Origin of the sequence: Aquimarina rhodophyticola, from assembly GCF_042434915.1 — a bacterium.
Classification (GTDB): Bacteria; Bacteroidota; Bacteroidia; order Flavobacteriales; family Flavobacteriaceae; genus Aquimarina.
Map to the genome: position 1 here is coordinate 2,050,421 of NZ_CP170198.1, position 26,928 is coordinate 2,077,348.

The 26,928-nt window shown below is 34.7% G+C and carries 25 protein-coding genes and 1 tRNA gene; 20 read left to right on the forward strand and 6 right to left on the reverse strand.

Annotation, left to right across the window (positions count from 1 at the left end; all coding sequences use genetic code 11):
• Positions 1-323 precede the first annotated feature (323 nt).
• The 3 genes from ACE939_RS08945 (at position 324) to ACE939_RS08955 (ending at position 4,528) form a co-directional block, all read left to right on the forward strand.
• Positions 324-1,532 (forward strand): retropepsin-like aspartic protease, encoded by a 1,209-nt coding sequence (locus tag ACE939_RS08945; protein WP_378185007.1) that lies wholly within the window; start codon positions 324-326, stop codon positions 1,530-1,532.
• 173 nt (positions 1,533-1,705) lie between these two features.
• Entirely contained in the window at positions 1,706-2,788 is a 1,083-nt protein-coding gene (locus tag ACE939_RS08950) for a hypothetical protein (RefSeq protein WP_378185009.1), read from the forward strand.
• Positions 2,789-2,911: 123 nt separating this feature from the next.
• Positions 2,912-4,528, forward strand: a complete 1,617-nt coding sequence (locus tag ACE939_RS08955; RefSeq protein WP_378185011.1) for an alanine/glycine:cation symporter family protein — start codon at positions 2,912-2,914, stop codon at positions 4,526-4,528.
• Positions 4,529-4,773: 245 nt separating this feature from the next.
• Here the strand turns inward: ACE939_RS08955 and ACE939_RS08960 are convergent.
• Positions 4,774-4,848: transfer RNA gene (locus tag ACE939_RS08960), tRNA-Pro, on the reverse strand.
• A 155-nt stretch (positions 4,849-5,003) separates the two neighbouring features.
• Here ACE939_RS08960 and ACE939_RS08965 point away from each other — a divergent pair.
• From ACE939_RS08965 to ACE939_RS09045, 17 genes are all read left to right on the forward strand, one after another.
• Complete coding sequence (locus tag ACE939_RS08965) at positions 5,004-7,130, forward strand: TonB-dependent receptor (RefSeq protein ID WP_378185013.1); 2,127 nt, start codon at positions 5,004-5,006, stop codon at positions 7,128-7,130.
• Positions 7,131-7,171: 41 nt separating this feature from the next.
• Positions 7,172-8,290, forward strand: coding sequence for a PQQ-dependent sugar dehydrogenase (locus tag ACE939_RS08970; RefSeq protein WP_378185015.1), 1,119 nt, complete (start codon positions 7,172-7,174; stop codon positions 8,288-8,290).
• Between the two features lies 1 nt (position 8,291).
• Positions 8,292-8,753: a c-type cytochrome gene (locus ACE939_RS08975; RefSeq protein ID WP_378185017.1), complete on the forward strand. Its 462-nt coding sequence runs from the start codon at positions 8,292-8,294 to the stop codon at positions 8,751-8,753.
• Between the two features lie 5 nt (positions 8,754-8,758).
• Positions 8,759-9,841, forward strand: coding sequence for an anhydro-N-acetylmuramic acid kinase (locus ACE939_RS08980; RefSeq protein WP_378185019.1), 1,083 nt, complete (start codon positions 8,759-8,761; stop codon positions 9,839-9,841).
• Positions 9,842-9,895: 54 nt separating this feature from the next.
• The gene (gene udk, locus ACE939_RS08985; RefSeq protein ID WP_378185021.1) at positions 9,896-10,504 is read left to right on the forward strand and encodes a uridine kinase; all 609 of its coding nucleotides are present in this window, start codon (positions 9,896-9,898) and stop codon (positions 10,502-10,504) included.
• 36 nt (positions 10,505-10,540) lie between these two features.
• Positions 10,541-10,900 carry a septum formation initiator family protein gene (locus tag ACE939_RS08990; RefSeq protein WP_378185023.1) on the forward strand — a complete coding sequence of 120 codons (360 nt, stop codon included), beginning with the start codon at positions 10,541-10,543 and terminating at the stop codon, positions 10,898-10,900.
• A complete protein-coding gene (locus ACE939_RS08995) occupies positions 10,893-12,266 on the forward strand; it encodes a methylmalonyl-CoA mutase subunit beta (RefSeq protein ID WP_378185025.1) in 1,374 nt (457 codons plus the stop codon). The genes ACE939_RS08990 and ACE939_RS08995 overlap by 8 nt, the downstream gene beginning before the upstream one ends.
• A 79-nt stretch (positions 12,267-12,345) precedes the next feature.
• A complete protein-coding gene (locus tag ACE939_RS09000; RefSeq protein ID WP_378185027.1) occupies positions 12,346-12,969 on the forward strand; it encodes a hypothetical protein in 624 nt (207 codons plus the stop codon).
• A gap of 54 nt (positions 12,970-13,023) precedes the next feature.
• Complete coding sequence (gene scpA / locus ACE939_RS09005; protein WP_378185029.1) at positions 13,024-15,156, forward strand: methylmalonyl-CoA mutase; 2,133 nt, start codon at positions 13,024-13,026, stop codon at positions 15,154-15,156.
• 70 nt (positions 15,157-15,226) lie between these two features.
• Complete coding sequence (locus tag ACE939_RS09010; RefSeq protein WP_378185031.1) at positions 15,227-16,108, forward strand: SDR family oxidoreductase; 882 nt, start codon at positions 15,227-15,229, stop codon at positions 16,106-16,108.
• Between the two features lie 168 nt (positions 16,109-16,276).
• A complete protein-coding gene (locus tag ACE939_RS09015) occupies positions 16,277-17,041 on the forward strand; it encodes a ParA family protein (protein WP_378185033.1) in 765 nt (254 codons plus the stop codon).
• 6 nt (positions 17,042-17,047) lie between these two features.
• Positions 17,048-17,950 carry a ParB/RepB/Spo0J family partition protein gene (locus tag ACE939_RS09020; protein ID WP_378185035.1) on the forward strand — a complete coding sequence of 301 codons (903 nt, stop codon included), beginning with the start codon at positions 17,048-17,050 and terminating at the stop codon, positions 17,948-17,950.
• A complete protein-coding gene (locus tag ACE939_RS09025) occupies positions 17,940-18,527 on the forward strand; it encodes a DUF5683 domain-containing protein (RefSeq protein WP_378185037.1) in 588 nt (195 codons plus the stop codon). The genes ACE939_RS09020 and ACE939_RS09025 overlap by 11 nt, the downstream gene beginning before the upstream one ends.
• A 5-nt stretch (positions 18,528-18,532) precedes the next feature.
• Positions 18,533-19,249 (forward strand): 4-hydroxy-tetrahydrodipicolinate reductase, encoded by a 717-nt coding sequence (gene dapB, locus ACE939_RS09030; protein WP_378185039.1) that lies wholly within the window; start codon positions 18,533-18,535, stop codon positions 19,247-19,249.
• A gap of 68 nt (positions 19,250-19,317) precedes the next feature.
• Positions 19,318-20,889 (forward strand): signal peptidase I, encoded by a 1,572-nt coding sequence (lepB, locus tag ACE939_RS09035; RefSeq protein ID WP_378185041.1) that lies wholly within the window; start codon positions 19,318-19,320, stop codon positions 20,887-20,889.
• A 69-nt stretch (positions 20,890-20,958) separates the two neighbouring features.
• The gene (locus ACE939_RS09040; protein WP_378185043.1) at positions 20,959-21,603 is read left to right on the forward strand and encodes a WbqC family protein; all 645 of its coding nucleotides are present in this window, start codon (positions 20,959-20,961) and stop codon (positions 21,601-21,603) included.
• A gap of 39 nt (positions 21,604-21,642) precedes the next feature.
• Positions 21,643-21,963, forward strand: a complete 321-nt coding sequence (locus ACE939_RS09045; RefSeq protein ID WP_378185045.1) for a DUF6122 family protein — start codon at positions 21,643-21,645, stop codon at positions 21,961-21,963.
• Here the strand turns inward: ACE939_RS09045 and ACE939_RS09050 are convergent.
• From ACE939_RS09050 to ACE939_RS09070, 5 genes are read right to left on the reverse strand one after another with little or no spacing between them, the layout of a single operon-like run.
• Positions 21,955-22,974: an endonuclease/exonuclease/phosphatase family protein gene (locus ACE939_RS09050; RefSeq protein ID WP_378185047.1), complete on the reverse strand. Its 1,020-nt coding sequence runs from the start codon at positions 22,972-22,974 to the stop codon at positions 21,955-21,957. The two genes, ACE939_RS09045 and ACE939_RS09050, sit on opposite strands and share 9 nt — an antisense overlap.
• A gap of 8 nt (positions 22,975-22,982) precedes the next feature.
• Positions 22,983-23,864, reverse strand: coding sequence for a rhomboid family intramembrane serine protease (locus ACE939_RS09055; protein ID WP_378185049.1), 882 nt, complete (start codon positions 23,862-23,864; stop codon positions 22,983-22,985).
• 7 nt (positions 23,865-23,871) lie between these two features.
• Positions 23,872-24,618 (reverse strand): rhomboid family intramembrane serine protease, encoded by a 747-nt coding sequence (locus ACE939_RS09060; protein ID WP_378185051.1) that lies wholly within the window; start codon positions 24,616-24,618, stop codon positions 23,872-23,874.
• 6 nt (positions 24,619-24,624) lie between these two features.
• Positions 24,625-26,505, reverse strand: a complete 1,881-nt coding sequence (gene mutL, locus ACE939_RS09065) for a DNA mismatch repair endonuclease MutL (RefSeq protein WP_378185053.1) — start codon at positions 26,503-26,505, stop codon at positions 24,625-24,627.
• Positions 26,506-26,799 (reverse strand): hypothetical protein, encoded by a 294-nt coding sequence (locus ACE939_RS09070; protein WP_378185055.1) that lies wholly within the window; start codon positions 26,797-26,799, stop codon positions 26,506-26,508.
• Between the last annotated feature and the right edge of the window lie 129 nt (positions 26,800-26,928).

Consider the following 26,928-nt stretch of genomic DNA (forward strand, 5'->3'; position numbering starts at 1 on the left):
AACATCACGTATCCTGCGATCTAACAAATATAGTGTAGGATTATATTAAGAAATCAAATTTAAAACATACTACTTCATCGTACTTTAAAGTTACATTATCATTTGGAGTGATTTTAGGATCAAAGTTCAATAGTGTATGTCAATGTTTATCGTTGGATTGAAGAGTAAGATTGTAAAATATGATTTAAACGTTGGCTATATATCATAAAATTGATCTAATACTGTTCATAATATTCAGAAAAATATGACATCGATATAGCCAAATAATACGTAGTTTAGATCAAAAAATAAATTATCTTTTTTTTGCTTCATAGACTTTTAACATGGCTCAATCTTATTTCTCAAAATTAATATTTATTTGTATTGTTTGTTGGAGTATCCTTACCAATGCTCAACAGTCTGAGTTATCAACTTGGGCCAATCAAGGAAGTGTATCTGCGTCAAACTATTTAAGCGAAATTCCTTTTAGATATATCGATAATTACATCTTTATCGATATCATACATAAGGGGACCACATACAATTTTCTTTTTGACACAGGTGCAGAAGCAACGGTAATTAGCAATACTATCATCGATAATTTTAAAACAACACCATATATCGAAACCAATATTACTGGACCCGTAATCCAAAATCAAAAACTTAAAACCCTAGTTATAGATACAATAACTGTTGGTACTATAAAATTTAATTCGATTGGCGCCATCGCCATGGAATTAAAATTTGCCAAAACAAAATTTTGTAATACTGTTCACGGTATTATAGGTAGTACACTCATGAAAAAATCAAAATGGCAAATAGATTATAAGAATAAAGTAATTCGACTTACAGATACAATTTCAAAATTAAGAGTACCCGAAACCGCAACAATGCTTACTTTAAAACTCTCTGCAAAAAAATGGGGTACAGAAACCATTGCCGTTAATATTGATGGATATGAATCAGATTTTAATTTTGATACAGGTAATGGACGTGCGGCATTTGTGTCCAATCCTAAGCTACATAAAAAAAATCTAAAAAAGTATAAAAAAGATCGAGTTGCTTACGGCTTTAAAAATTCCAAAAATGATGAATATCGTATTAGAGTCAGCGCTATGGATATAGGGGAGTTACACATAGAAAATCAGTTAGTAACACTCGAGCATAGCGTGGGTAACAGACAATTAATGGGTAATTTATTTTTAGAAAATTACACTGTGACTATAGACTGGGAAAGCCATAAAGTATACCTAGACCCAAGTAAAATTGAAATTAAAAAAGATATCGTACATCACGAACTTGAATTTGCGCCTAATTTTGAGACAAATCAGTTAGAGCTAAAAAGTGGAAAAAGAGCATTTACCACAGCACATCAAATTACATCTACAGCCATCGTTGTATTGGTAAATGATTATAATTTGAGTAACTTAACCCAGATAGCATTTTGTGATTTTTGGCATACTCGATGGAGAGATATCTATAATAAGCAAGAAATACATATGGTGCTAGAACAAGATGGAAAAACTAAAGAAATAGTATTAACTAAATCATAAGAACTTTTACACACTTAGTGATCATAATTTGTAAGACACTAATTAATAACCATAACATTAGAGTCTATCTCAGTCAAAAAACGTGATAGTAAATATGCATGTGCTATACTAACTGCATTCCAAATAGTGATAAATTTATCTATATTTAGTCTCATTACTTTAAAAAAGTAAGAATGGAAACTAATATTGTACTCTTCTATGGATGGTGGCAATTTGCTACCTGTTTATTTGCGTTTATCGCACTTATGGCAATTTGGTGGCATATAGGTAAAAAGCAAAATGATTTAGGACAGGTATGGTTGGCTTTATCTATAGTATGCTGGTCGCTTTCTGGTCTAACCGAAGTGTATTTTGCTAAAAGTAATGCAACAAGCGTTTTTCTAGCAGAAGGTTTTAGAAGTATTTTATCCTTATTCAATAGTTTGCTAATCTTACTAGCACTTCCTTGGTTTAGATACTTACCCAAACCTATCGCACATCTAATTAAATCACCATATTGGATATATATTGTTGGAATTCCCTTTGTATTCTCTTTGTTACCCACGCTTCACAAAATGATAAATCAAAAAGCATTTGTATTAATTAGTGAACTGGATGTGTATTATGCAGTGTTAACCTTGCTTTTTTTAGGTTGTGTATTATGGGAATCATTTGTAAAAAGAAGATTAAAAATACTCGCTTGGCTCTCTTTGGCTACGATTTTAATAACCCTTATCGCTCAATTTTATAAATTGAGTAATGGTTCGATTAATGAAATTCTTTTTTCTGCAATATTCAAAACTACGCTTATTATGTTGTTTTTTGCGCTTGCACTTAGTTGGGTAAAAGAATTAATTGAAAATATTATTCCAGATCGAGAGCGTTTGCATATCCAATTTCATAATAAAACAACAACTTCTGGAAAAATACAATACACAATATTTTTAAAAGGATTTCCTTCAAAAGATACAAGAGAAGTTATACTAACCCCTGCCCTTTATGAATTATTTTTAAAATTTGCGAAAGCAAAAATATACCATGATGATGATTGGTTAGAAATTAAACCCAAAAATTACACATCTAAAAAAACGTATGATATAAATGATTATAATGAGATCAAACGTCTACTCGTTGCTATTTTGGATAATATCTTTGGAAAGGGAAATTGGACTAAAGATACACATCTAATTCCGTTAAAAACTACACTTTTTGAAATGTCAGAAAAGAGAGAACGAAAAATTCGTTTAGGCTTATCCAAAATTCAGATACATCTTTAAGATCAATTACTTACAGTTACTTTTGTCAGTAAAATATTAACTGACATGTTTGTTTTTTTTCTGACAATCCGAGCAAAAAAAGGAAAATCACTGCATTTTGCTAGTCTAATTTAATTTTAATTTATGACTAGTAAACAAAACATTTCGCTCTTATTATTATTTTTATTTATAACTCCCATAGCATTAAATGCACAATCCAAAGGGTTAGATGAACAAATCAACGATGCATTTATGCCCTTTGCAGTTTGGTGGGAACAAACCATACTTTTTGAGATTTCTTTATTTGGAAATAACATTCCTTTTATACTGATTTTATTACTTTGCGGAGCGTTGTTTTTCACCATATACTTTGGATTTGTGAACATACGACATTTCGCAACTGCTATACAAGTTGTACGTGGTAAATATGATTCACTCGAAAAGAATACTATACATTTAAAAGCTAAAGTGTATCAAACTGATGCTGATTTTGTTGATATGTTGAACAATGAAGGTCACCACGGTGAAGTCAATCATTTCCAAGCATTGGCGACAGCAGTTTCTGGTACGGTAGGATTGGGTAACATCGCCATGGTCGCGGTAGCCATATCTATCGGCGGACCTGGAGCCACTTTTTGGATGGTTCTGGCCGGATTACTGGGTATGTCAACAAAATTTGTTGAATGTACGTTAGGAGTTAAATATCGCGACATTGATAATATTGGGAATGTGTACGGAGGTCCGATGTACTACTTATCAAGAGGTTTAAAAGAAAAAGGATACAAACGACTGGGCAAGTTTTTAGCTATCCTGTTTGCTATTCTCTGTGTAGGTGCATCCTTTGGAGGAGGAAATGCTTTTCAAACAAATCAAGCAGCTGCACAAATAATTCAGCAATTTGGTTTACAAGGTTCAGCTTCTGGAAGCCTTGTAGGATTAATTTTCGCTTTTTTGGTGGGCATTGTCATCATTGGTGGCATCAAACGTATTGCAAAAGTTACCGAGCGAATAGTTCCTTTTATGGCTATTTTATATGTCGGAGCGGCTTTATTCATAATTATTTCCAAATCCAATGAAATAGGAGAAGCATTACGATTGATAATTAATGAAGCTTTTACGCCAAGAGCTACGGTAACTGGTGGCATCATTGGCGTTATGATACAAGGTTTTAGACGTGCTGCTTTTTCTAATGAGGCAGGCGCAGGATCTGCTGCGATCGCTCACTCGGCGGTCAATACAAAATTTCCTGCATCTGAGGGGCTAGTAGGTTTACTAGAACCGTTTATTGATACGGTAGTCGTATGCACAATGACAGCGCTGGTAATAATACTGTTTAATAATGACGGAGCTTTTGTTTATGGAGAGGTAGTTAATGGAACTGTTTTAATGAACGATGGATCAAGAGTGGGTGGAGTAAACATCACTTCTATGGCTTTTGAAAACTCAATTCAAGGTTCCTCCTACTTATTGGTTATAGCGGTCTCATTATTTGCTTTTTCAACTATTATATCATGGTCATACTATGGGTTACAAGCATGGAAATATCTATTTGGAAGAAGCAAATTCATTGATCTTACCTATAAAATCATTTTTTTGGTGTTTACCATAATGGGAGCAGCGGTAACACTGGACGCCGTCATTAAATTTTCGGATGCGATGATTCTGGCACTTGTTTTTCCGAACATGATAGGCTTACTCTTTTTGTTTCCCAAAGTACGTGATGAGTTTAAAAACTATAAAAGATTGATACAAAAAAAATAAAGGAACCCTATGTCAATTGAAACAACATCTACATGCCTGTTTTCAACCTATATATTTTTGTAATGCTTTGGACAATTATACGCTTACATTTCCCGATAATCGTTGATTATATGTAGACTATTTTAAATTACAACTATAAACCTCCATAATACAGTAAATAAACTCAAAAAAGCTCGCATACTCGACCATGCGAATTATAACATAAACAAAAAAATCCAATCATAAAAATGATTGGATTTTTGCAGTCGGGGTGGCAGGATTCGAACCTGCGACCTCCGCGTCCCAAACGCGGCGCGATAACCGGGCTACGCTACACCCCGAATAGGTTATCCCTTTTGCGGGTGCAAATATAAACAAAGTGTTTAATTAAAACCTAAAAATTCTGAAAACATTTATTTAATTTCTAATTAATAGTTCGCAAATACATATTTTTAATACTTCATCAAGTATAAGTTTCGGATATTTGAGAAAAAAAGTGAAAGCACTCGTACTATACATACTTATTTTCAGTTCTTTTTTGGGGTTGCAAGCGCAAGAAAAAAAGGTCCAAAAGGACAGTGTCTCTATGCAAGTTATTAACACACAAAGACCGGCCCCTATAGAACTTAATGAGGTGACATTGACTGATCTAGGGTTGACCACAAAACCAAAAGAATCCTCGCAGGCTATTAGTATCCTTAGTAAACAGAAACTTGATCTCGTAAAACCAGTTACTTTGGCGACTGTTATAAACCAGGTTCCTGGGGTATTTATGCAGAGTGGAACATTTAACACTAATAGAATAACGATAAGAGGAATTGGTGCTCGTAGCTTATTTGGAACTACTAACATTCGAGCTTACTTTGGAGAAATTCCGTTGACAGATGGGAATGGCGAATCTGTAATTGAGGATCTTGAACTCTCATCAGTCTCACAAATTGAAATCCATAAAGGTCCTGCTGCCAGTAGTTTTGGAGTTGGATTGGGCGGCACCATTATATTACAACCTTTATACACTAAAAGTCAAAAAACATTAGCTACTCTTACAACTCAAATAGGTAGTTATAATTTTCAAAAACTTATTGGGAGTGTAGAAATTTCAAAAAACAACAAATCTATCAATCTTATATATAGTAACAATCATAGCGATGGTTACCGTGAGAATAATGCGTACAATCGTACGACCTTGACTGGTGTGATGAAATTTGATCTGGGTACTAAAGATGAGATATCCTTACTTACCAGCTATATACACCTTAACGCCCAAATTCCTAGCTCACTCTCACAAGAAGATTTTGAAAAAACACCTAAAAAAGCAGCCTTTACTTGGGGAGCTTCAAAAGCTTTCGAGCACGTAAATCAAGGTCTATTAGGTATTACATGGAAACACAACTATACGCAAAAATTAACTCAACATACCAGTGTATTTGGGTCTATAAAAGATAATGTAGAACCTCGACCCTTTAATATCCTCGAGGAAAAAACAAACGGTTTGGGGATACGAACAAAAATTCAAGGAACTAATGAGTTAGTACAGCTTCCTGTTAATTGGATGTTTGGTGTCGAAGGATTTACAGACCAATACTTATCGCAAACATTTGAAAATACTTATCAGACTACACCAAATAGCGAAGGTAGTAGCTATGGACAGCAACTTTCTGATTTTAAAGAACAACGTAGTTATATTAATATTTTTGGCGAGGCACTAGTACATATCACTCCAAAAATAAAACTTACTACTGGATTACATACTAACTATACCTTTTACAACTTAATTAATCAATTCTCAACCGAGGCGAAGGAGCAACTAGGTAATTATGATTTTGATTTGATTCTTTCTCCAAAACTTGGTCTTACGTATACGATTTCCGAAAAGCTAACATCTTATGGTTCTATATCCCACGGATTCTCAATGCCTACTACGGCAGAAACTTTGTTACCAAATGGGACTTTTAATCAGGGATTGAAACCCGAAATAGGATGGAATTTTGAACTTGGTTTGCGCCTCAAAGCTCTTCAAAACAAACTTTTGGGTGAACTAACCATTTATACCATGTATATCGAAGATTTACTAGTAACAAGACGTAACTCTCAAGATGATTTTTTTGGCATAAATGCAGGACAAACAAGACATACTGGGATTGAAATGGCACTCTCCTACCCTGTTTTATCTACAAATACTACAACTGTTACGGCCTATACTAACGCAACGATTAATCAACATCGATTTGTGAGATTTATAGATAACGAACAAGACTTTTCTAATAATGATTTGACTGGTGTTCCTTCCGAAGTTATTAACATAGGACTCGATGTTGTTTCAGAAAAATCAATTTATGGCATGATTGCCATGCAGTATGTAGGTAAAATTCCCGTCAATGATGGCAACACTTTATACACAAAAGATTATTCCCTTCTCAATGCTCAAATCGGGTATAAGAATAACATTTTTAAACGACTAGAGTATGACTTATTTTTTAACCTTAACAACAGCCTCGATACAAAATACGCTTCTCAAATTCAGGTAAACGCCGTAGGTTTTGGTGAGAATGCTCCACGCTTTTTTTATCCAGGGATGCCAATAAATTATTACACAGGCATTAACATAAAATATAAACTTTAAAAAATAATTCTTCGTATTTTCAACCCTTAAAACTTCGTAAAATGAAAAAACTTTTTTTTCAAATTTCATGCTTGCTAACACTCTGCTTTGCTTGTGCGCAAGAAAAAATTGATGATATCGTACTACAGGAAGACTCTAAAGATTATACGATTGAATTGGTGGTTCCCGAATTACAGATACCTTGGGGGATGACTTGGCTACCCGATGGAAGTTTACTAATAACCGAAAAAAGTGGTGAGCTTATTCATTTTAAAGATGGAAAGAAGAACTTGATTTCTAAAGTCCCATCAGTTTACAACCGTAATCAAGGAGGATTATTAGACATAGCTATACATCCAAACTATAAAAACAATGGATGGCTCTATATCACCTACGCTTCTACTGATGGTGAAGTAAAAGGTGGTCACACCGCTTTGATTAGAGCAAAACTAAAGGATAACACTTTAGTTGACATACAAAAACTATACAAAGGAAGTCCAAATACAACCAAAGGGCATCATTTTGGATCAAGAATTGAATTTGATAAAGAAGGTTATGTATATTTTAGTATAGGCGATCGTGGTAATCGGGACCAAAATCCACAAGACATAACGAGAGACGGAGGTAAAATTTATCGATTACATGACGATGGACAAATCCCTAAGGACAATCCATTCGTAGATAAGAATGGAGCTAAAAAAGCTATTTTTTCTTATGGACACCGCAATCCACAAGGCATGGCATTACATCCCAAAACTAAAACAATTTGGGTACACGAACATGGACCCCGTGGTGGCGATGAAATCAATGAAATTAAAAAAGGCAGTAACTATGGATGGCCTGTTATAACGTATGGAATCAACTATAGTGGCACCACAATAACCGATCAAACTGAGAAAGAAGGTATGGAGCAACCTTTATATTACTGGATTCCTTCTATCGCTCCTAGTGGTATGGATTTTATTACCAGTGATGTCTATCCGGATTGGAAAAATGCGCTCCTTGTAGGATCCCTAAAGTTTCAATACTTAGAATTATTGATACTCGATACAAATAAAGTTGTCAAAAGACAAAAGTTGGTAACCGATATTGGCAGAGTACGTAATGTACGTCAAGGTCCCGATGGTTATGTGTATGTAGCAGTTGAATCAAAAGGTATTTACAAAATTATCCCTAAATAATATGAACTATTCTATAACCCTAGCTGGTATACTCGCAACGGGCACTATTTTTTTTATGAGTGTATGCCAATTTAATAAGTCAGTTACTTTAACAAACTACCAATCTATTAACAGTAATTTACAAACTAAAACGCTCGAACAAAGCATAACGTCTGGTGAAGAGATTTATCTAGATTTTTGTATGCAGTGTCATCTATCAGATGGAAAAGGGGTTCCCAATACTTTCCCTCCACTAGCTGGGTCAGATTGGCTAAAAAATAAAAGAGAAGAAAGTATACATGCTATAAAATATGGCCTACAAGGCACAATTGAGGTGAATGGTATCGTATACAATAGTGCTATGACATCCCTCGGATTAGAGGATGAAGAGATTGCTGATGTCATGAACTACATCATGAACAATTGGGGAAATTCTCAAAAAACTATGGTAACACCTCAAGAGGTCAATAAAATAGCAAAATAGTTTAAATGGCTATCACAAACGATTATCATGTAATAGGCCTAATGTCTGGAACCTCTTTGGATGGCCTAGATATAGCATACTGTAGGTTTGGTATTAATAAAGACGTTTGGTCCTATAAAATTCTAAAAACCGATAGTATTAACTATTCTTTAGATTTTAAGGCACAACTAAAAAATGCTATCTATTTACAAAGTCATGCGTTGATCGCTTTGCACAATAACTTTGGCACTTGGATGGGTACTCAGGTGAATAGCTTTATCTCCAAACACAAACTTAAAGTAGACTTTATCTCAAGTCATGGCCATACGGTACTACATCAGCCAGAAATTGGCATAACCTATCAAATTGGTTCTGGCCAACATTTAGCTAATAGCACTGGGCAAAAAGTTATTTGTGATTTTAGAAGCAATGATGTATATCACGGTGGACAAGGAGCTCCATTAGTACCTATTGGGGATCACTTACTATTTTCTCAATATGAGTATTGCTTAAATCTTGGTGGAATTAGCAATATTTCATACGAATATAATAACAAACGCATTGCTTACGACATTGCTCCGGTTAATATGTTGTTAAATCATATTTGTAATAGTATCGATTTAGAGTATGATGATCAAGGAAAGCTAGCAAAATCTGGACAATTAAATGCTACTTTGTTAAATGATCTAAACTCATTAGCATACTATTCGCAAGCTATACCCAAATCCATGGGATATGAGTGGTTTGCTTCCAAAATATTACCAATTCTCGAGCGTAATCCAGATACCCCACAAAATTTACTACATACTGCTGTGCATCATATCACACATCAAATTGCACAGACATTATCTTCTAATTACAATAAAAAAACAACTTTATTGGTTACAGGTGGCGGAGCAAAAAACCACTTTTTTATTGAAATCCTTGCACAAAAATTAGGACCTTCGTTTACGATTGTTCGTCCCCATGAAGAATTAATCGATCATAAAGAATCTTTAATTTTTGCTTTTATGGGTGTACTTAAAGAACGAGGTGAGATTAATTGCCTAAGTTCTGTAACAGGTGCAACAAAAAATAGTTCCTCTGGTGTTATTTTTAAACCCGCTTAAAACTTTCTCAAAAAGATTACACAGCTTTCCTTAAATTTGCCGAAAAATAAGGAAATGCTAATTATTGGGATCGCAGGTGGTACAGGTTGTGGAAAAACCACAGTAGTCAATCAAATTATAAATGAATTATCGGATAACGAGGTCTGTGTAATATCACAGGATTCATATTATAAGGATACTAGTCATTTAACATACGAAGAACGCACCCAAATAAATTTTGACCATCCAAAATCTATTGATTTTGATTTGTTGGGTGAACATTTAAGAGCGTTAAGAAAGGGAGAAACTATCGAACAACCCAATTACTCATTTGTAGAACATAATCGTACAGGTGAAACAATAACGACTCGTCCTAGTAAAGTTCTAATAGTAGAAGGTATTTTGATATTAACTAATCCACAAATTCGGGATATGTTTGATATTAAGATTTTTGTACATGCAGATAGTGATGAACGGTTAATACGTCGTTTAAAAAGAGATATCGCAGAGCGCGGAAGAGATATGCAAGAAGTTCTAGATCGTTATCAAACTACTTTAAAACCTATGCATCAACAATTCATTGACCCCACAAAAGAGTTTGCAGATTTGATCATTCCCAACAACCACTACAATACAGTCGCGGTTGATGTAGTTCGTTCAATAATTAAAGAACGCTTGGATTAACTTTTGTACCTTTACACAGCACCAAATTCTATAGAATTGAACGTAAAAAAGTATCTTGACGAGTTAAAGAATAAGCCCGCACTGATTCCAGTCTTTGCTATCCTTTTTAACAAATACGTACTAATAATACTAGTGTTTGTTATCTGGATGCTCTTCTTGGATACTAACTCATGGCTTATACACCGAGAATTAGATGGTGAAATCCAAGAGCTTAAAAATAATAGAGAATATTATATCAAAGAGATTATTAAAGATCAAAAAGACATTAAAGTACTCAAAGATAGTAGTGAACTTGAGAAATTTGCGAGAGAAACCTATTTTATGAAGCGAGATGATGAAGAAATTTATATTATTGAATATCAGGACAGTATACTAAATTCTAACAACCATGATTAAATCTTTTTTTGAAGGTTTTGATGAAGTTTCAGCAAAACAATGGAAACAAAAAATTCAAGTTGATCTCAAAGGTGCAGATTATAATGAAGCACTTATATACAAATCTCTTGAGGGAATCGATATAAAACCTTTCTACAACCAAGAAGATCTAGAGGGTATAACCCCTAAAAATCAAAACCCTACGCATTGGAATGTTACTCATAAAATAGAAGTAAAAGACAGTAATCAAGGTAATGATGCTGCTCTAGAGAGTATATCAAAAGGTGCTGAGGCTATATTTTTTATAATTCATAGTGAAACTATTGATATAAAAATTCTCTTAAAAAACTTACCAGAAACGACAACGATCTATATTACCCCCCTATTCTTATCTACCTCCTTCTGTAAATCAGTCAATTTATTTGCGAAGCAGACCAAACAACATATTTATTTGCTAACAGATAATATTGGTCATTTGGCCAGTTCTGGTAATTGGTTTGAAAGCTTGCAAAAGGATCAAGAAACATTAGAGAGTATTATAAATCATGGAGCATATTTAAAAAGCATACTTGCAGTCGATATGAGTTTATATCAAAATGCTGGTGCAACTATGGTACAACAACTTGCTTATGGACTTGCTCATGCCAATGAATATCTAAATCATTTTGAACATATAAAAACCGAAAAACCTGAAGCTAAAGAAATTGTATTTACCATAGCTGTAGGTGGTAATTATTTTTTCGAAATCGCAAAATTAAAAGCCTTGCGTATACTTTGGTCAAGTTTACGTAAAGCTTACGATATTATACCATCTTGTCATATTGTGGCTTTTCCAGCTTCTCGTAATAAGACTGTATTTGATTATAATGTAAATATGTTGAGAACCACAATGGAGAGCATGAGCGCTATACTAGGCGGAGCTAATGCTATCTATAATATGCCATATGATGCTATTTATCATAATGAAAACGAATTTGGTAATCGTATTGCTATTAATCAACTTTTAATTCTTAAGCATGAAAGCAATTTTGATATGGTAAGTAATCCCGCTTCAGGATCCTATTATATAGAAACATTAACCAATCAACTTGCTAATGAAGCTTTAGAGATTTTTAAAAGCATCGAAAAAGGAGGAGGCTTTTTAGCACAATTAAAGTCTGGGCAGATTCAGAAAAAAATTAAAGAAAGTGCAATCAAGGAACAAACGCTGTTTGATCAAGAAGTTATTAAATTAACTGGAGCCAATAGTTATAGAAACGCAAACGAAATAATTCCAGATTTTGACAAATCACCTTTTTTAGAAAAAAAATCTCGTAAAACACTGATAGAACCTATTATAAGAAAACGACTTTCTGAAAAAATTGAAAAAAAACAATTAAACTTATAATCTTTAAAAAGTTATTCTTATTTTTAACATTAAATTAACTTAACCTAATAGTTTAATTCATAAATCTCAATCAACCCCTATGATTAGATCTAGATTGTTGTGGCTGTTGTTATTCGTTGTAACAACCCACGTTATCTATGCACAAAAATCTTTTGATTGCTCTAGTATTGATGATACTGGTTTAATTACAAAAGCATTCCAATCCTTTGAAAAGGATCTTTTCAATCATTATAATTTTGGAAATGATTCTATAAAAACATACCGCACTTTTTTGGCAGAAGTAGCTAGTTTATCCATTGACTTAAAAAAGATACCCTCTAAAAGCTCTATATCCCTAACACGGATCTTCAAAAAAGGTATAGAAAGTAAAGGCTCCATATGGATACCCTTAAGTAAATATGAAGATCAACGTTCAGAGAATAGAACTTCTAGGACTAAAGCAAAAAAATCTAATGAAGAAACTGTAATGATCTTCAATTACCGAGGTGGTTTTATTCAATGTCTAAAAAATAACAGTAATGGTGATAATCTACCAGAAATTATCGATAAATTAGAAGATAATGGTAATGTTAGCACCTCGTTAACCGCACAACACATTTATTATATGCCAAATTCTGAATTGGGTTGTACATCTGTCAAAAAATTTGTTGCCTTTGATATTTACTACTCTATTCTTATGGTAATCGAAAAAGCCTTTGGCTAATCATCATAAAACATTAAATTTGGTCATTCATATTGTTTCATCAATATATTGTACATGATCCGAAAAGATATCCAACATATCACCCTTGATGCTGACACCATAAATATCGCAGAAAAAGAAGTGATTACTACTCAAATGCCAGAAGGAATTGAGGTAAAATCTATCTATAGTAAAACTGATAGCGAACAACTTGAGCATCTTAATTTTGCAGCTGGCTTAGCTCCTTTTTTAAGAGGTCCATATTCTACGATGTATGTAAGACGACCATGGACTGTAAGACAATACGCAGGTTTTTCGACTGCCGAAGAGAGTAATGCCTTTTATATAAGAAATCTAGCTGCCGGTCAAAAAGGACTTTCAGTAGCTTTTGACTTGGCTACCCACCGAGGATATGATAGTGATCATGAACGTGTATTTGGAGATGTAGGAATGGCGGGAGTAGCTATTGACACTGTAGAGGACATGAAAATACTGTTTGACCAGATACCCCTTGATAAGATGTCAGTATCCATGACAATGAACGGAGCGGTATTACCTATTATGGCTTTTTATATAGTAGCAGCTGAGGAGCAGGGTGTCGACAAAAAACTATTAGCAGGTACGATTCAAAATGATATTCTTAAAGAATTCATGGTACGTAACACGTATATCTATCCTCCTACACCATCAATGCGTATAATTAGTGATATTTTTAGTTACTGTTCGGCAAATATGCCTAAATTTAATCCCATAAGTATTTCTGGCTACCATATGCAAGAAGCTGGCGCCACCTGCGATATTGAGCTGGCATATACCCTGGCAGATGGTCTAGAGTATATTCGTAAAGGAATCGATGCTGGAATGGACGTAGATACGTTTGCCCCACGCTTATCTTTTTTCTGGGCTATAGGCATGAATCACTTCATGGAAATTGCCAAAATGAGAGCTGCCCGCATGCTATGGGCAAAATTAATTAAACAATTTGACCCAAAAAATCCAAAATCATTAATGCTTAGAACTCATTGTCAAACCAGTGGCTGGAGTTTAACAGCACAGGATCCCTTTAACAATGTAGCGAGAACTTGTATAGAGGCTAGCGCAGCCGCTTTTGGAGGCACACAAAGTTTACATACCAATGCCCTGGACGAAGCTATAGCTTTACCGACCGACTTCTCTGCGAGAATAGCACGAAATACTCAAATTTTTCTTCAGGAAGAAACACAGATAACCAAGACCGTAGACCCATGGGCAGGTAGTTATTATGTAGAAACTTTAACCAAAGAGATAGCTGATAAAGCTTGGGAACTGATTGAAGAAGTCGAAACTCTTGGAGGAATGACAAAAGCTATTGAAGCTGGAATACCTAAAATGAGGATTGAAGAAGCCGCTGCTAAAAAACAAGCCCGTATTGATAGCGAACAAGACATAATTATCGGAGTAAATAAATATCAATTAGAAGATGAAGACGCAATAAGTACATTAAAAGTAGATAATAACGCAGTACGAAAACAACAGATAGAAGGCCTTAATAAAGTTAAAAAAAATCGAGACACTAAAGCTGTTTTAGTTGCTTTATCACACTTAGAAAAAGCCACAAAAAATGAAGATGAAAACTTATTAGAACTGGCTGTCGAGGCAGCCAGAAAAAGAGCTACCTTAGGTGAAATAAGCGATGCTTTAGAAAAAAACTTTGGTCGCTATAAAGCAGAAATTAAATCATTTACAGGAGTGTACGCTAAAGAAATAAAGAACGATGCTTCTTTTGAAGAAGCTAGAAAGTTAGCCAATCGTTTTGCCGAAATAGACGGTCGCCGCCCTAGAATTATGATTGCCAAAATGGGACAGGATGGTCATGATAGAGGTGCAAAAGTAGTAGCGACTAGTTATGCCGATGTGGGTTTTGATGTGGATATAGGTCCACTTTTTCAAACTCCAAAGGAGGCAGCAAAACAAGCCGTAGAGAATGACGTTCATATCGTAGGTGTCTCTTCGCTTGCAGGTGGCCATAAAACACTAGTACCACAAATCATCAGTGAACTTAAGAAATACAATCGTGAAGATATAATGGTAATTGTAGGAGGGGTTATCCCGCCAGATGACTACGATTACTTATTTGATGCTGGAGCCGTTGCTATTTTTGGACCCGGTACAAAAATAAGTAAAGCTGCTATTACAATTTTGGATATCTTGATAGATGTACGTAGTTAATTTATTATGCGTGCATAGTTTTTTGATCTAATAATTGTATCTTTCACACAAATATGATACATAAACGCTCATGAATTATACAAACAAAATGCTCCGCGATGGAGCACTCGAAGGAAAAAATATTGTCGTTACTGGTGGAGGTAGCGGATTGGGTAAATCTATGACTAAATATTTTTTAGAATTAGGTGCCAACGTAGCTATAACTTCTCGTAATCTAGAAAAACTAGAAACAACAGCCAAAGAACTAGAAAAAGAGACTGGCAGCACATGTTTACCTGTACAGTGTGATGTGCGACATTATGACGAAGTAGAGGCTATGCGAGATACAGTACTCAAAGCCTTTGGTTCTGTCGACATTTTACTTAACAATGCTGCGGGAAATTTTATTTCGCCCACAGAGCGCCTATCAGCTAACGCATTTGACACCATTATTGATATTGTTTTAAAAGGAACCAAAAACTGTACATTAGCCTTTGGTAAACATTGGATTGATACAAAGTATAAAAACACCGTAGTACTAAATATTGTAACCACTTATGCGTGGACCGGCTCTGCTTACGTAGTGCCTAGTGCTACTGCAAAAGCAGGTGTACTAGCCTTAACCAGATCGCTCGCGGTAGAATGGGCTAAATACGGAATGCGTTTTAATGCAATTGCACCAGGTCCCTTCCCTACCAAAGGTGCATGGGATCGTTTGCTGCCAGGTGAATTAAAAGAAAAATTTGATTTAGCAAAACGTGTACCTCTAAAACGTGTTGGAGATCATCAAGAACTTGCAAATCTTGCTGCTTACCTCGTGTCAGATTTTTCTGCCTATGTTAATGGTGAAGTTGTCACGCTCGATGGCGGAGAATGGTTAAAAGGTGCAGGCCAATTTAATCTTCTAGAGGAGGTCCCTACAGAAATGTGGGATATGCTAGAATCAATGATTCGATCAAAAAAGAATAAATAAAATAAATTAAATACAATTTTAAAAAGAGTTACTCATTTCAGTGACTCTTTCTGCGTTTTCCTCATTTCAAAACCTAATTTTAAACAGCAATAAAGAACTGTTAATATTTTTCGTTTTTATGTTGTATAATAAATTGTATTTTTACCTCTTAAATCCAAATCGTCCCCTATGGGTAAAATTATCGCAATTGCCAATCAAAAAGGAGGTGTAGGTAAAACTACAACCTCGGTTAACCTTGCTGCTTCTTTGGGTGTGCTTGAAAAAAAAGTACTACTCATAGACGCTGACCCTCAAGCCAATGCAACCTCTGGGCTTGGATTGGATGTCGAGAGTATAGAAAAAGGAACCTATCAAATTTTAGAACATACAATCACTCCAGAAGAAGCTATTATACCAACCAATTCGCCAAATGTGGATATTATACCTGCACATATCGACTTGGTAGCTATTGAGATTGAGTTGGTTGATAAAGAACAACGAGAATACATGCTTAAAAAAGCGATTGTTCATCTCAAAGAAAAATATGATTATGTATTAATAGATTGCGCTCCTTCTCTAGGTTTGTTAACCCTAAACGCGTTGACAGCATCCGATTCGGTAATCATACCCATACAGTGCGAATATTTTGCTCTCGAGGGGTTAGGTAAACTTCTTAATACAATTAAAAGTGTACAAAAAATACACAATAAACAATTAGATATCGAAGGATTACTTCTTACTATGTATGATTCAAGACTTCGTTTATCAAATCAAGTAGTTGAAGAGGTTCAAAAACATTTTAATGAAATGGTGTTTAAAACAATCATTCAACGTAACATTCGTTTGAGTGAAGCACCAAGTTATGGTGAGAGCATAATTAATTATGATGCCTCTAGTAAAGGAGCTAGTAATTACTTAAGTTTGGCGCACGAAATTATCAAGAAAAACAGTTAAGGATAGATGGCGAAGGCAACAAAAAAACAAGCATTAGGTCGTGGATTATCGGCATTGCTTAAAGATCCAGAAAATGATATAACATCTGCAGAAGATAAGAATGCTGACAAAGTAGTTGGTAATATTATAGAATTAGAACTTGACAGTATTGATGTTAATCCTTTTCAGCCGAGAACTAGTTTTAATGATGAAACTTTACAAGAGCTTGCGACTTCCATTAAAGAAATAGGAGTTATACAACCTATTACTGTTCGTAAATTAGATTTTAACACCTTTCAATTAGTTAGTGGTGAGCGTCGATTTAGAGCTTCAAAATTAGCTGGTTTAGAAACCATTCCTGCGTATATCCGTATTGCCAATGATCAAGAATCATTGACAATGGCATTGGTAGAAAACATACAGCGTCAGGATCTAGACCCCATTGAGATTGCCTTGTCATATCAAAGATTAATTGATGAGATTGATCTAACACAAGAGCAGTTGAGCGATCGTGTAGGTAAAAAGCGATCAACCATTGCTAATTACTTACGTTTATTAAAGTTAGATCCAATTGTACAAACTGGTATTCGGGATGGTTTTATCTCTATGGGACATGGCCGTGCTATGATTAATATTGAAGATCAGCAAAAGCAACTGGATATTTACGAAAAAATTATTGCCAACTCTCTTTCGGTTAGAGAAACTGAAAAATTGGTAAAAGCTGGTGACCAAGTAACATCTACAAGCTCCAAACCAGCAACTTCACAACTACCAAAATATGTAGAAAATAGTATGACTGAATTTTCTGATTTTTTTGGAGCAAAAATTGATGTAAAAGTAGCTAGTCGTGGACGCGGAAAATTAATCATACCCTTCTCTTCTGAGGAAGATTTTAACCGTATAAAGAAATTAATAAGTAGTGAAAAATAAACATGCTTATATAATTTTAATCCTTTTACTTTGGTCAAGTAATATGGTATTTGCACAAGTAGAAGATTCGTTAAAAATTCGTACAGAAACTCGAGAAGTTACTGTAAAAAAGAAAAATAAAATTCGCCCTTATGAACCGCTAGCGCCAGCCAAAGCTGCCTTCTACTCTGCTATTTTACCTGGATTAGGTCAAGCATACAGCGGGAAGTATTGGAAAATACCCATTGTATATGCCGCATTAGGTACCGGTGTTTATTTTTACGTGGATAATACAAGTAATTACAACACTGTTAGAGATATTTATAAGAGACGATTAGCGGGTTTTACAGATGATGAATTTCCAAATATTACTGATGATCAATTAATTCAATTACAGCGTCGGTTTAGACGAGAACAAGAATTATCCTTACTCATAACAGTAGGGATTTATATTCTTAATATAATTGATGCCAATGTTACAGCTCATTTGCAGCAGTACAATATCTCAGAGGACCTATCCTTCAAACCCAGTATACATATGAATGATTTAAATGCTAAACCGAGTTATGGTCTATCATTAAATTATAGTTTTAATTAAGTACTATGAAAATTGCATTATTAGGATACGGTAAAATGGGTAAAACCATTGAGAAAATTGCTGTAGAGCGTGGACATTCGATCGTTCTCAAAGTTGGCAAAAATGATAAAGATTATGATATCACTAGTGCAGATGTGGCTATAGATTTTAGCATTCCAGATGCAGCAGTTGATAATATCTCCAAATGCTTACACGCATCTATACCAATAATCTGTGGTACTACAGGCTGGTTAAGTCAATTTGATAACATGGTGGCACTATGCAATAAAACTAAAGGGGCATTTATTTATGCCTCTAATTTTAGCCTAGGTGTTAATCTCTTTTTTGAGCTAAATAAAAAATTAGCACAGATGATGAAACCGTTGGATGCTTACACAGTAGGAATCGAAGAGATTCATCATTTGCAAAAGTTAGATGCACCCAGTGGTACTGCTATCACTCTTGCCGATGATATCATTGCAAATTCCGATAAATCTAAATGGGTACTAGATGGCAATAACGATAGAAGCAATCACTCACATCAAACAATCCCAATAGTAGCTAAAAGAGCACCCGAAGTCCCTGGTACTCATACCATACATTATGAGTCAGAAGTAGATACAATTAGTATCAAGCATACTGCCCATAATCGCCATGGGTTCGCGTTAGGTGCAGTAGTAGCTGCCGAGTGGCTTCAAAACAAAAGCGGGGTATTCACTATGAAGGATGTTCTAGGATTATAATTAACTATTTTAAATAAATACGTAACATTAGTATGCTTTAAGCGACGTATATAAAAACATATTTTGAGATGACAATTTACGAATGGTTTATATTTTTTCTTGTAATTCAAGTAATTCACTTTGCAGGTACGTGGAAACTATATCAAAAAGCAGGACGACAAGCGTGGGAGGCAGCAGTACCCGTTTACAATGCTGTAGTCTTAATGAAAATTATAAATCGACCTTGGTGGTGGGTGATATTACTGTTTATTCCTATGATCAATGTGATTATGTTACCTGTGATTTGGGTAGAAACCATTAGAAGTTTTGGGAAACACGAAACTAAAGATACTGTCTTAGTAGTTCTTACTTTAGGCTTTTATATTTACTACCTCAACTACGTTTTAGATATTGCTTACATACAAGAACGTAGTCTAAAACCTCGTACTGCAGCTGGAGAATGGATAAGTTCAATACTATTTGCTGTTGTAGCAGCCACCATTGTTCACACCTACTTTATTCAGCCATTTACGATACCAACTGGGTCTTTAGAGCGTACTTTATTAGTTGGAGACTTTCTATTTGTTAGTAAGTTTCATTATGGTGCTCGTACACCTATGACAGCTGTTTCATTTCCTATGGTTCATGACACAATTCCTGTAATACGTACAAAATCCTACCTTTCTAATCCACAATATCCCTATTTTCGTTTACCTGGCTTTCAAAATGTAGAAAGAAATGATATCGTTGTGTTTAGTTGGCCTATTGATACCGTTCGCTATTTTAGAGATCGGTCTGGAATGAGTTTTTATAAGCCTATTGACAAAAAATCAAATTATGTAAAACGCTGTGTTGGTATTCCAGGAGATACACTATCCATTGTCGATGGATATGTTCATATTAATGGTAAGCGAACAGAGTTACCAGATCGCGCTCAACTACAATTCTCTTATAGAGGCACTACAAAAAGATCTGGATTTAACCGTCAGAATTTATACGACCGTTATAAAATTAAACCGAATGAATTTGGCTTGATTTCGGCTACAGAGTTTAGTGCTCGAGGCTTAACTGAAGAAGCTGCAAGTAAATTTGTTAATCATCCTAACGTAGCAAGTTTAGAACGCGCTATTTTACCGAAAGGTTTTAAAGATTCCAGAATCTTTCCAAACAATGGAAAAGTTGATTGGAATGTTGATAATTTTGGTCCAATTTATATACCAAAGGCAGGTACAACAATACCTATGAACCTCAAAAATTTCTCGTTGTTTCGTCGTGTTATAGAAGTCTATGAAGGATCTGAAATAGGGATCAACAATAAACTTACAGTTGCTGGAAATCAAGTTCTACTTAATGGTAATGTTATAAAGAATTATACGTTTAAACAGAACTATTACTGGATGATGGGAGACAACCGCCACAATAGCGAGGATAGCCGTGCTTGGGGATATGTACCTGAGAATCATATTGTGGGGAAACCTGTGTTTATCTTCTTTAGTTATGATACTTTCGCTAAGGGCTTATTTAATAAAATTAGGTGGGAACGACTATTTACAACAGTTGGTGGTAGTGGTAAACCTGTCTCGTACTTTTATTATTTCTTAATTGCATTGATAGCTTGGTTAGGTTATAGCCGCTATAGAAAGAGTAAAAAGAAATCTTAAGTACTTAGAAATAAAATTGAGAATTGAAAAGCCAGAACTCTTGTTCTGGCTAATTTATGAACGCTTACCATGACGACATCTACAAAAAAAGCTACTTTGTTGCATCCTGCATATTTCGGATCCATTGCACAATTCGTTGCAATTGCAAAAGCTGAAACCGTTATTTTTGAGAATGAAGATAATTATCAAAAACAAACCTATCGCAATCGTACCTATATCTATGGAGCTAATGGAAAATTATTACTTACCATCCCGATCAAGCATTCAAAAGATAATACTCGTCAATTATATAAGGATATTCGAATAGAGAATGATTTTGAATGGCAAAAATTACATTGGCGTTCGTTAGAAACTGCTTATCGAACATCTCCCTTTTTTGAGTTTTATGAGGATGATTTAATTCCATTATTCGAAACCAAAAAAGATTTTTTATTAGATTTTAACTATGAAACACTGGATATAGTGTCACAAAGCCTTCAATTAGATCTGACCTATAAAAAAACCGAAGTCTATCAAAAAGAAGCACCAGATTATAAGGATTTGCGCTCTTTGATTGTAGCCAAAAATGAAAAACATGAATTGACTTCATACAATCAAGTGTTTCAGGAAAAGTTTGGTGTTATTAAAAACTTATCAATTTTAGACCTACTTTTTAATGAAGGTACAAATGCATTAACGTATCTCGAGACACAGAAAATTGAGGAGTTGCCGTAAGATTATAAAGCAAACATCAGTAATTCTTACCTCTAATACATGACCCGCACTTTAATACATTATAGTTTCCATTTTATAATACCACTAATAATCAGTGTTTATTGGTACCGTAAGGAATGGAAGCAATTGTATATTTATTTTATTTTGGCAATGCTAATCGATATTGATCATCTATGGGCTCATCCTATTTTTGACCCCAATCGATGTAGCGTAGGGTTTCATACACTACATGACACTATACCCATTATTATATATTGTTTGCTATTAATACCAAAGAAAAGTAGAATAATAGGTGCTGCCCTTTTATGGCATATTGTAACCGATTCGATCGATTGCTGGCTCATGCATGAATTAATCTAAGCTAATTTGAGTATAGACTGGATAATGGTCCGATAATTTGGAGTCAAAATTTTTAAATGTTAGTACTTCAAAATTTTCTGCTACTAAAATAAAATCAATTCGTACGGGAAATAATTTAAATTCAAAAGTCTTTCCAAATCCTTTACCTGCCTCCTTAAAGGCATCTTTAAGATCTCTACCCAATACAGTATTGTACACATAAGAATACGCCGAATTATTAAAATCACCCATAACGATCACCTTGTATGGAGATGTATCAATATGTTTGGTAAGTAAATCTACTTGCTGCTGCTGTTTTATAAACGATGCTTGCATCCTTCCTAATAGCTTTTGAGATCCTTCTTTAGCAATTGCGTCTGTACTTGGTGTTATGCGGTGTGATTGTAAGTGAACGTTATAAATACGTAAGGTATCTTTCTTTATCACTATATCAGAAAATATAATATTGTTAGCCGTTCCTTCAAATTGTAAGGATCCTTTGTTAATAATCGGATATTTAGAAAGTATTACCAGTGCCAACTCTCCATTATCATTATTAAAATCTTGATATGAAAATGGATACTGACTGAAATCACTATGAGGGTTTTCATAAAATTCTTGTCCACAAAATATATCAGGATTTTGCTGCTTTACCAATGCAGATATTTGTTGCGGAATACTGTCATTATCAATCCAATCAAACCGATTAAAACTATGCACATTATAACTAAGTAAAGACACAGATGTAGTATCAGCTTCGGAAGTTTTTCCACGAAATTTATATAAAGAAAAAACATGCGAAATCCCCAATAAAAGAACCAAGAAAGAAAGTAAAAATCGCTTGTTGACTACAAGCATCCAATACACCATGAACAGTGCATTAATCAAAATTAAAATAGGAACCGTCAAACTTAAAACAGACAGTAGTGGAAACGTTTTTGGAGAAATATAAGGAAGTAAATATGATAATAATAATGCAAAAGCAATTATTGAATTCAATAAAAAAACAAACCGATGAATCAAGTTTCTCATATTCAAAATTACTCTTTACCCGCTTTAAATAAAAAGTCTTTTTCCTTTTTTGTCAAGCTATCATACCCACTCTTACTTATTTTATCTAGTATGATGTCAATCTGGGCTTGATTCGAACTCTTTTGTGCCGAAGTTGGTCTAGTAGTCGTCGAACTTGTCTTTTTTGGTTTGGCTTTATAAACTGTTTTTAAATTACTTTTCTTTTTGAAAGTAAAAAAAGTAACGATTGAATTCATTAAACGCTCAAAACCAGAACCAATGTCGTTCCCTTTTTTGAGCTGCAGGGCATATACATATCCTAATAACGCACCTCCCAAATGTGCTATAAGACCACCAGCATTACCAGAATTAGGTAATTGAATTAGATCAGATAATACGACAAATACGCCTATGTGCCATAATTTTACGTTAAAAAAAATGACACGAACTTCTGTATTGGGTGTATAAGTGGCAATAAAGATCATAATAGCACGCACAGCTGCAGAAGCACCGATCAAATAGGCCATTGAGCCTTGCAATACAGGAAACAGATTATAAGCAATAACAAACAACACTCCGCCACTTATAGCTCCTAACAAGTATATAGTTAAAAAACGTTTGTCATTAAATAAATTGAGAACAATCCTACCAAACCAATAGAGAACCATCATATTCCAGAAAATATGCCAAAAATCAAAATGAAGAAAACTATACGTTAACAAACTCCATGGCTGTAGTAAGAGTTCTTCTAATTGGATTGGCAATACAAACCATTGCATCAGGACTGCAGGATTACTCTTGATCACCCAAGGTACCAAAGTAGCTATCAAAAATAAAGCTACATTAATTACAATTAGCTTTATTAAGATTGAAGCTGTTTGATATTGATATTTTAAAGAATTTGACGTCATTTTAATATTATCGATTTTGGTTAAACGAATTACGTTTCCAATACAACATTGTTATAAATCCAATTACCGCACCGCCAATATGCGCCCAGTGTGCAACGTTAGAAGGACCTAAGATAGCCTGTCCGGTAATACCGCCATATAAGTCCATCAAAAAGTATCCTCCAATAAGATATTTTGCTTTTATTGGTATCGGGATAAACATAATATATAAGGGCAGATTAGGAAATAAAACCGCAAAGGCTGCCAAAACACCAAATATAGCACCCGATGCTCCAACCATAGGAGTCACAAATGCTTTTATCATCTGCTCAGTTACCTCTCTGGGAACAGTATCATATACGCGATATTGACCTGTAGCTATAACATCATCAATAAACGTTTGTATTTGATTTGGAGTAAACCCAGCCTCGATATACGCTTGATACCCTGGCTGAAATTGGAAATAGGTAAATAATATTTGAAAAGCTACAGCCCCCAACCCTGCCGAAAAATATATAAAAAGAAACTTTTTTTGCCCTATGGACTCTTCTAAGTGACTTCCGAACATATAAAGCGCAAACATATTGAAAAATATATGTCCTGCATCCCCATGCATAAACATATGCGTGACTATTTGCCATATCTGGAAATTATCATTCTTAGGAAACCATAGCGCAAAAAAATTATACGCCTGTTCTCCAAGACTGAGCGTCCCTAGAAAAAAAATTACATTAATAATCAGTATCGATTTTACCGTGTCTGTAATTCTACCCATTGTTCTTTAAAATTTTTTATCTATTTCATCTACAGTTATAGTCGTAAACGTTGGTTTATGATCTGGTGTTATATTAGGCTCTGTACACGCAAATAAACTATTAACAATATGTTGTTGCTGTTCTTGCTCTAATACTACACCTGTGCGTACCGCAATACTTTTTGCCATTGATTTTGCTAAAAAATCCGTTTGAGAAAATCCATTATCAGGAACTTCGTTCTGAAGATCTCCCAGTAATTGTTCCAACAAAACGCTTACTTCACTCTCTGTAATTACTGTGGGTATACCACTAATACTAACTTCCTCCTTTGTAATGGACTCAAAAACAAACCCCGTATGCTCTAACTGTTCTTTGAGTGTTTGCAAAAGTTCAACCTCCTGAGTTGTAAAAGAAATTTTTAACGCAAAAATAAGTTGTTGACTAACTGCATTTGCCATGGTAATATTACGCAAAAGCTCCTCATAGAGAATTCTTTGATGTGCTCTATGTTGATTGATAACAACCATCCCACTTTTAATCGTGGTAATTATATATTTTCGTTTTAATTGATAGGTATGATTATTATTTAATTCGACCTCTTGTTTATGTTCGAAAAGCGAACCCGTTATTGCAGTACTTTCAAATTGAACCGAAGAAAAATCAGACGGTGCTTTTTGTTTATCTATAGAGGATAAATCTGTATCTAAGCCTACGTAAAGATTTTCCCAATCCAATGCTTTCTTTTCTCTGTAAGCAACTCCGCCCGAACGGTTGTTTGAGGTCTGGTTTAGCTTTTCTTCTTTAAAAGGATTAAAACTACGATCAACCTCGATAGTTGGCACTTGCGCTTCTTTATTTTTATAATCATAAGGTGTCTCCATAGATGCATCCTTATTAAAATCTAAAACTGGTGCCACACTAAACTGTCCCAAACTGTGCTTTATAGTAGCGCGAAGCATCGCATAAAGCGAATGCTCATCATCAAACTTAATTTCAGTTTTGGTAGGGTGAATGTTAATATCTATAGATTTGGGATCTACATCCAAATACACAAAATAAGAAGGAAACGTTTTTTCTTTACACAAACCCTCAAATGCAGAAGTCACTGCGTGATTGAGATAAGCACTTTTTATAAAGCGATTGTTCACAAAGAAAAACTGCTCTCCCCTACTACGTTTTGCAAACTCTGGTTTGCCAACAAAACCACTAATTTTAACCAGTCCTGTCTCTTCGTGAATTGGCACTAGTTTCTCATTGGTTTTACCGCCGAGAATATGAACTATTCTTTGTCTATAATTCGCAGACGGTAAACTAAAAACTTCGCTATCATTATGGTACATATCAAATTTAATAGAGGGATGCACCATGGCAACTCTGTGAAATTCGTCAATTATATGGCGTAGTTCTACTGTATTTGATTTAAGAAAGTTACGCCTTGCTGGAATGTTGTAAAAAAGATTTTTGACGCAAATAGAAGTTCCCGTAGGTGTAACGCACACTTCTTGTGAAGTGATCTCGCTACCTTCAATCCTAATTTCTGTTCCAACTTCATCATTTGCACGCTTTGTTTTGAGCTCTACATGAGCGATAGCGGATATTGAAGCTAGCGCTTCTCCTCTAAATCCTTTGGTATCAAGTTGAAATAGATCTTCGGCTTTTTTAATTTTTGAAGTTGCATGTCGTTCAAAACTAAGTCTAGCATCGGTAACGCTCATCCCAATACCATCATCAATTACTTGAATACGGGTCTTGCCCGCTTCTTTTATTAAAAGCTTTATGTGAGATGCTCGCGCATCAATTGCGTTCTCCAGTAGTTCTTTAACTACAGATGCTGGTCGTTGCACAACCTCTCCCGCAGCAATTTGATTCGCTACATGATCGGGTAATAATTGAATAATATCAGACATTTAGTGTCGCGCAGTAAAGATTGATAAATCAAAATCTATGATATACAAAAAAATGAAAACCAAAATAATGGCGATATAAATCACGCGCTTATTGATCTCTCGATTCCCTCTCGTTCGACTTGCTTTACGCACCTCTGCCCATTGAGCACCAAAATCAATATCGTTGGTAGTCTCTCGGTATTTGGTAATTCTATTTTCAAAACTATAGATATTGCCACTACTTTTTCCCTTGTAGTATCGGGGAGTGTAGTTAAATCTTCTATTAACCTTTTTCTTTAAAATGTTTACCTTCACGATCAGCTCCTCTCTTTTGTAAGTTTCAAATATACTTAAAATGGATTGTATTCTAAAGTCTTTGAAGATACAATCCTTTATAATTATAGTACAAGAAACGTTCCAAATAGAATGAGTCTATCTAGAGGC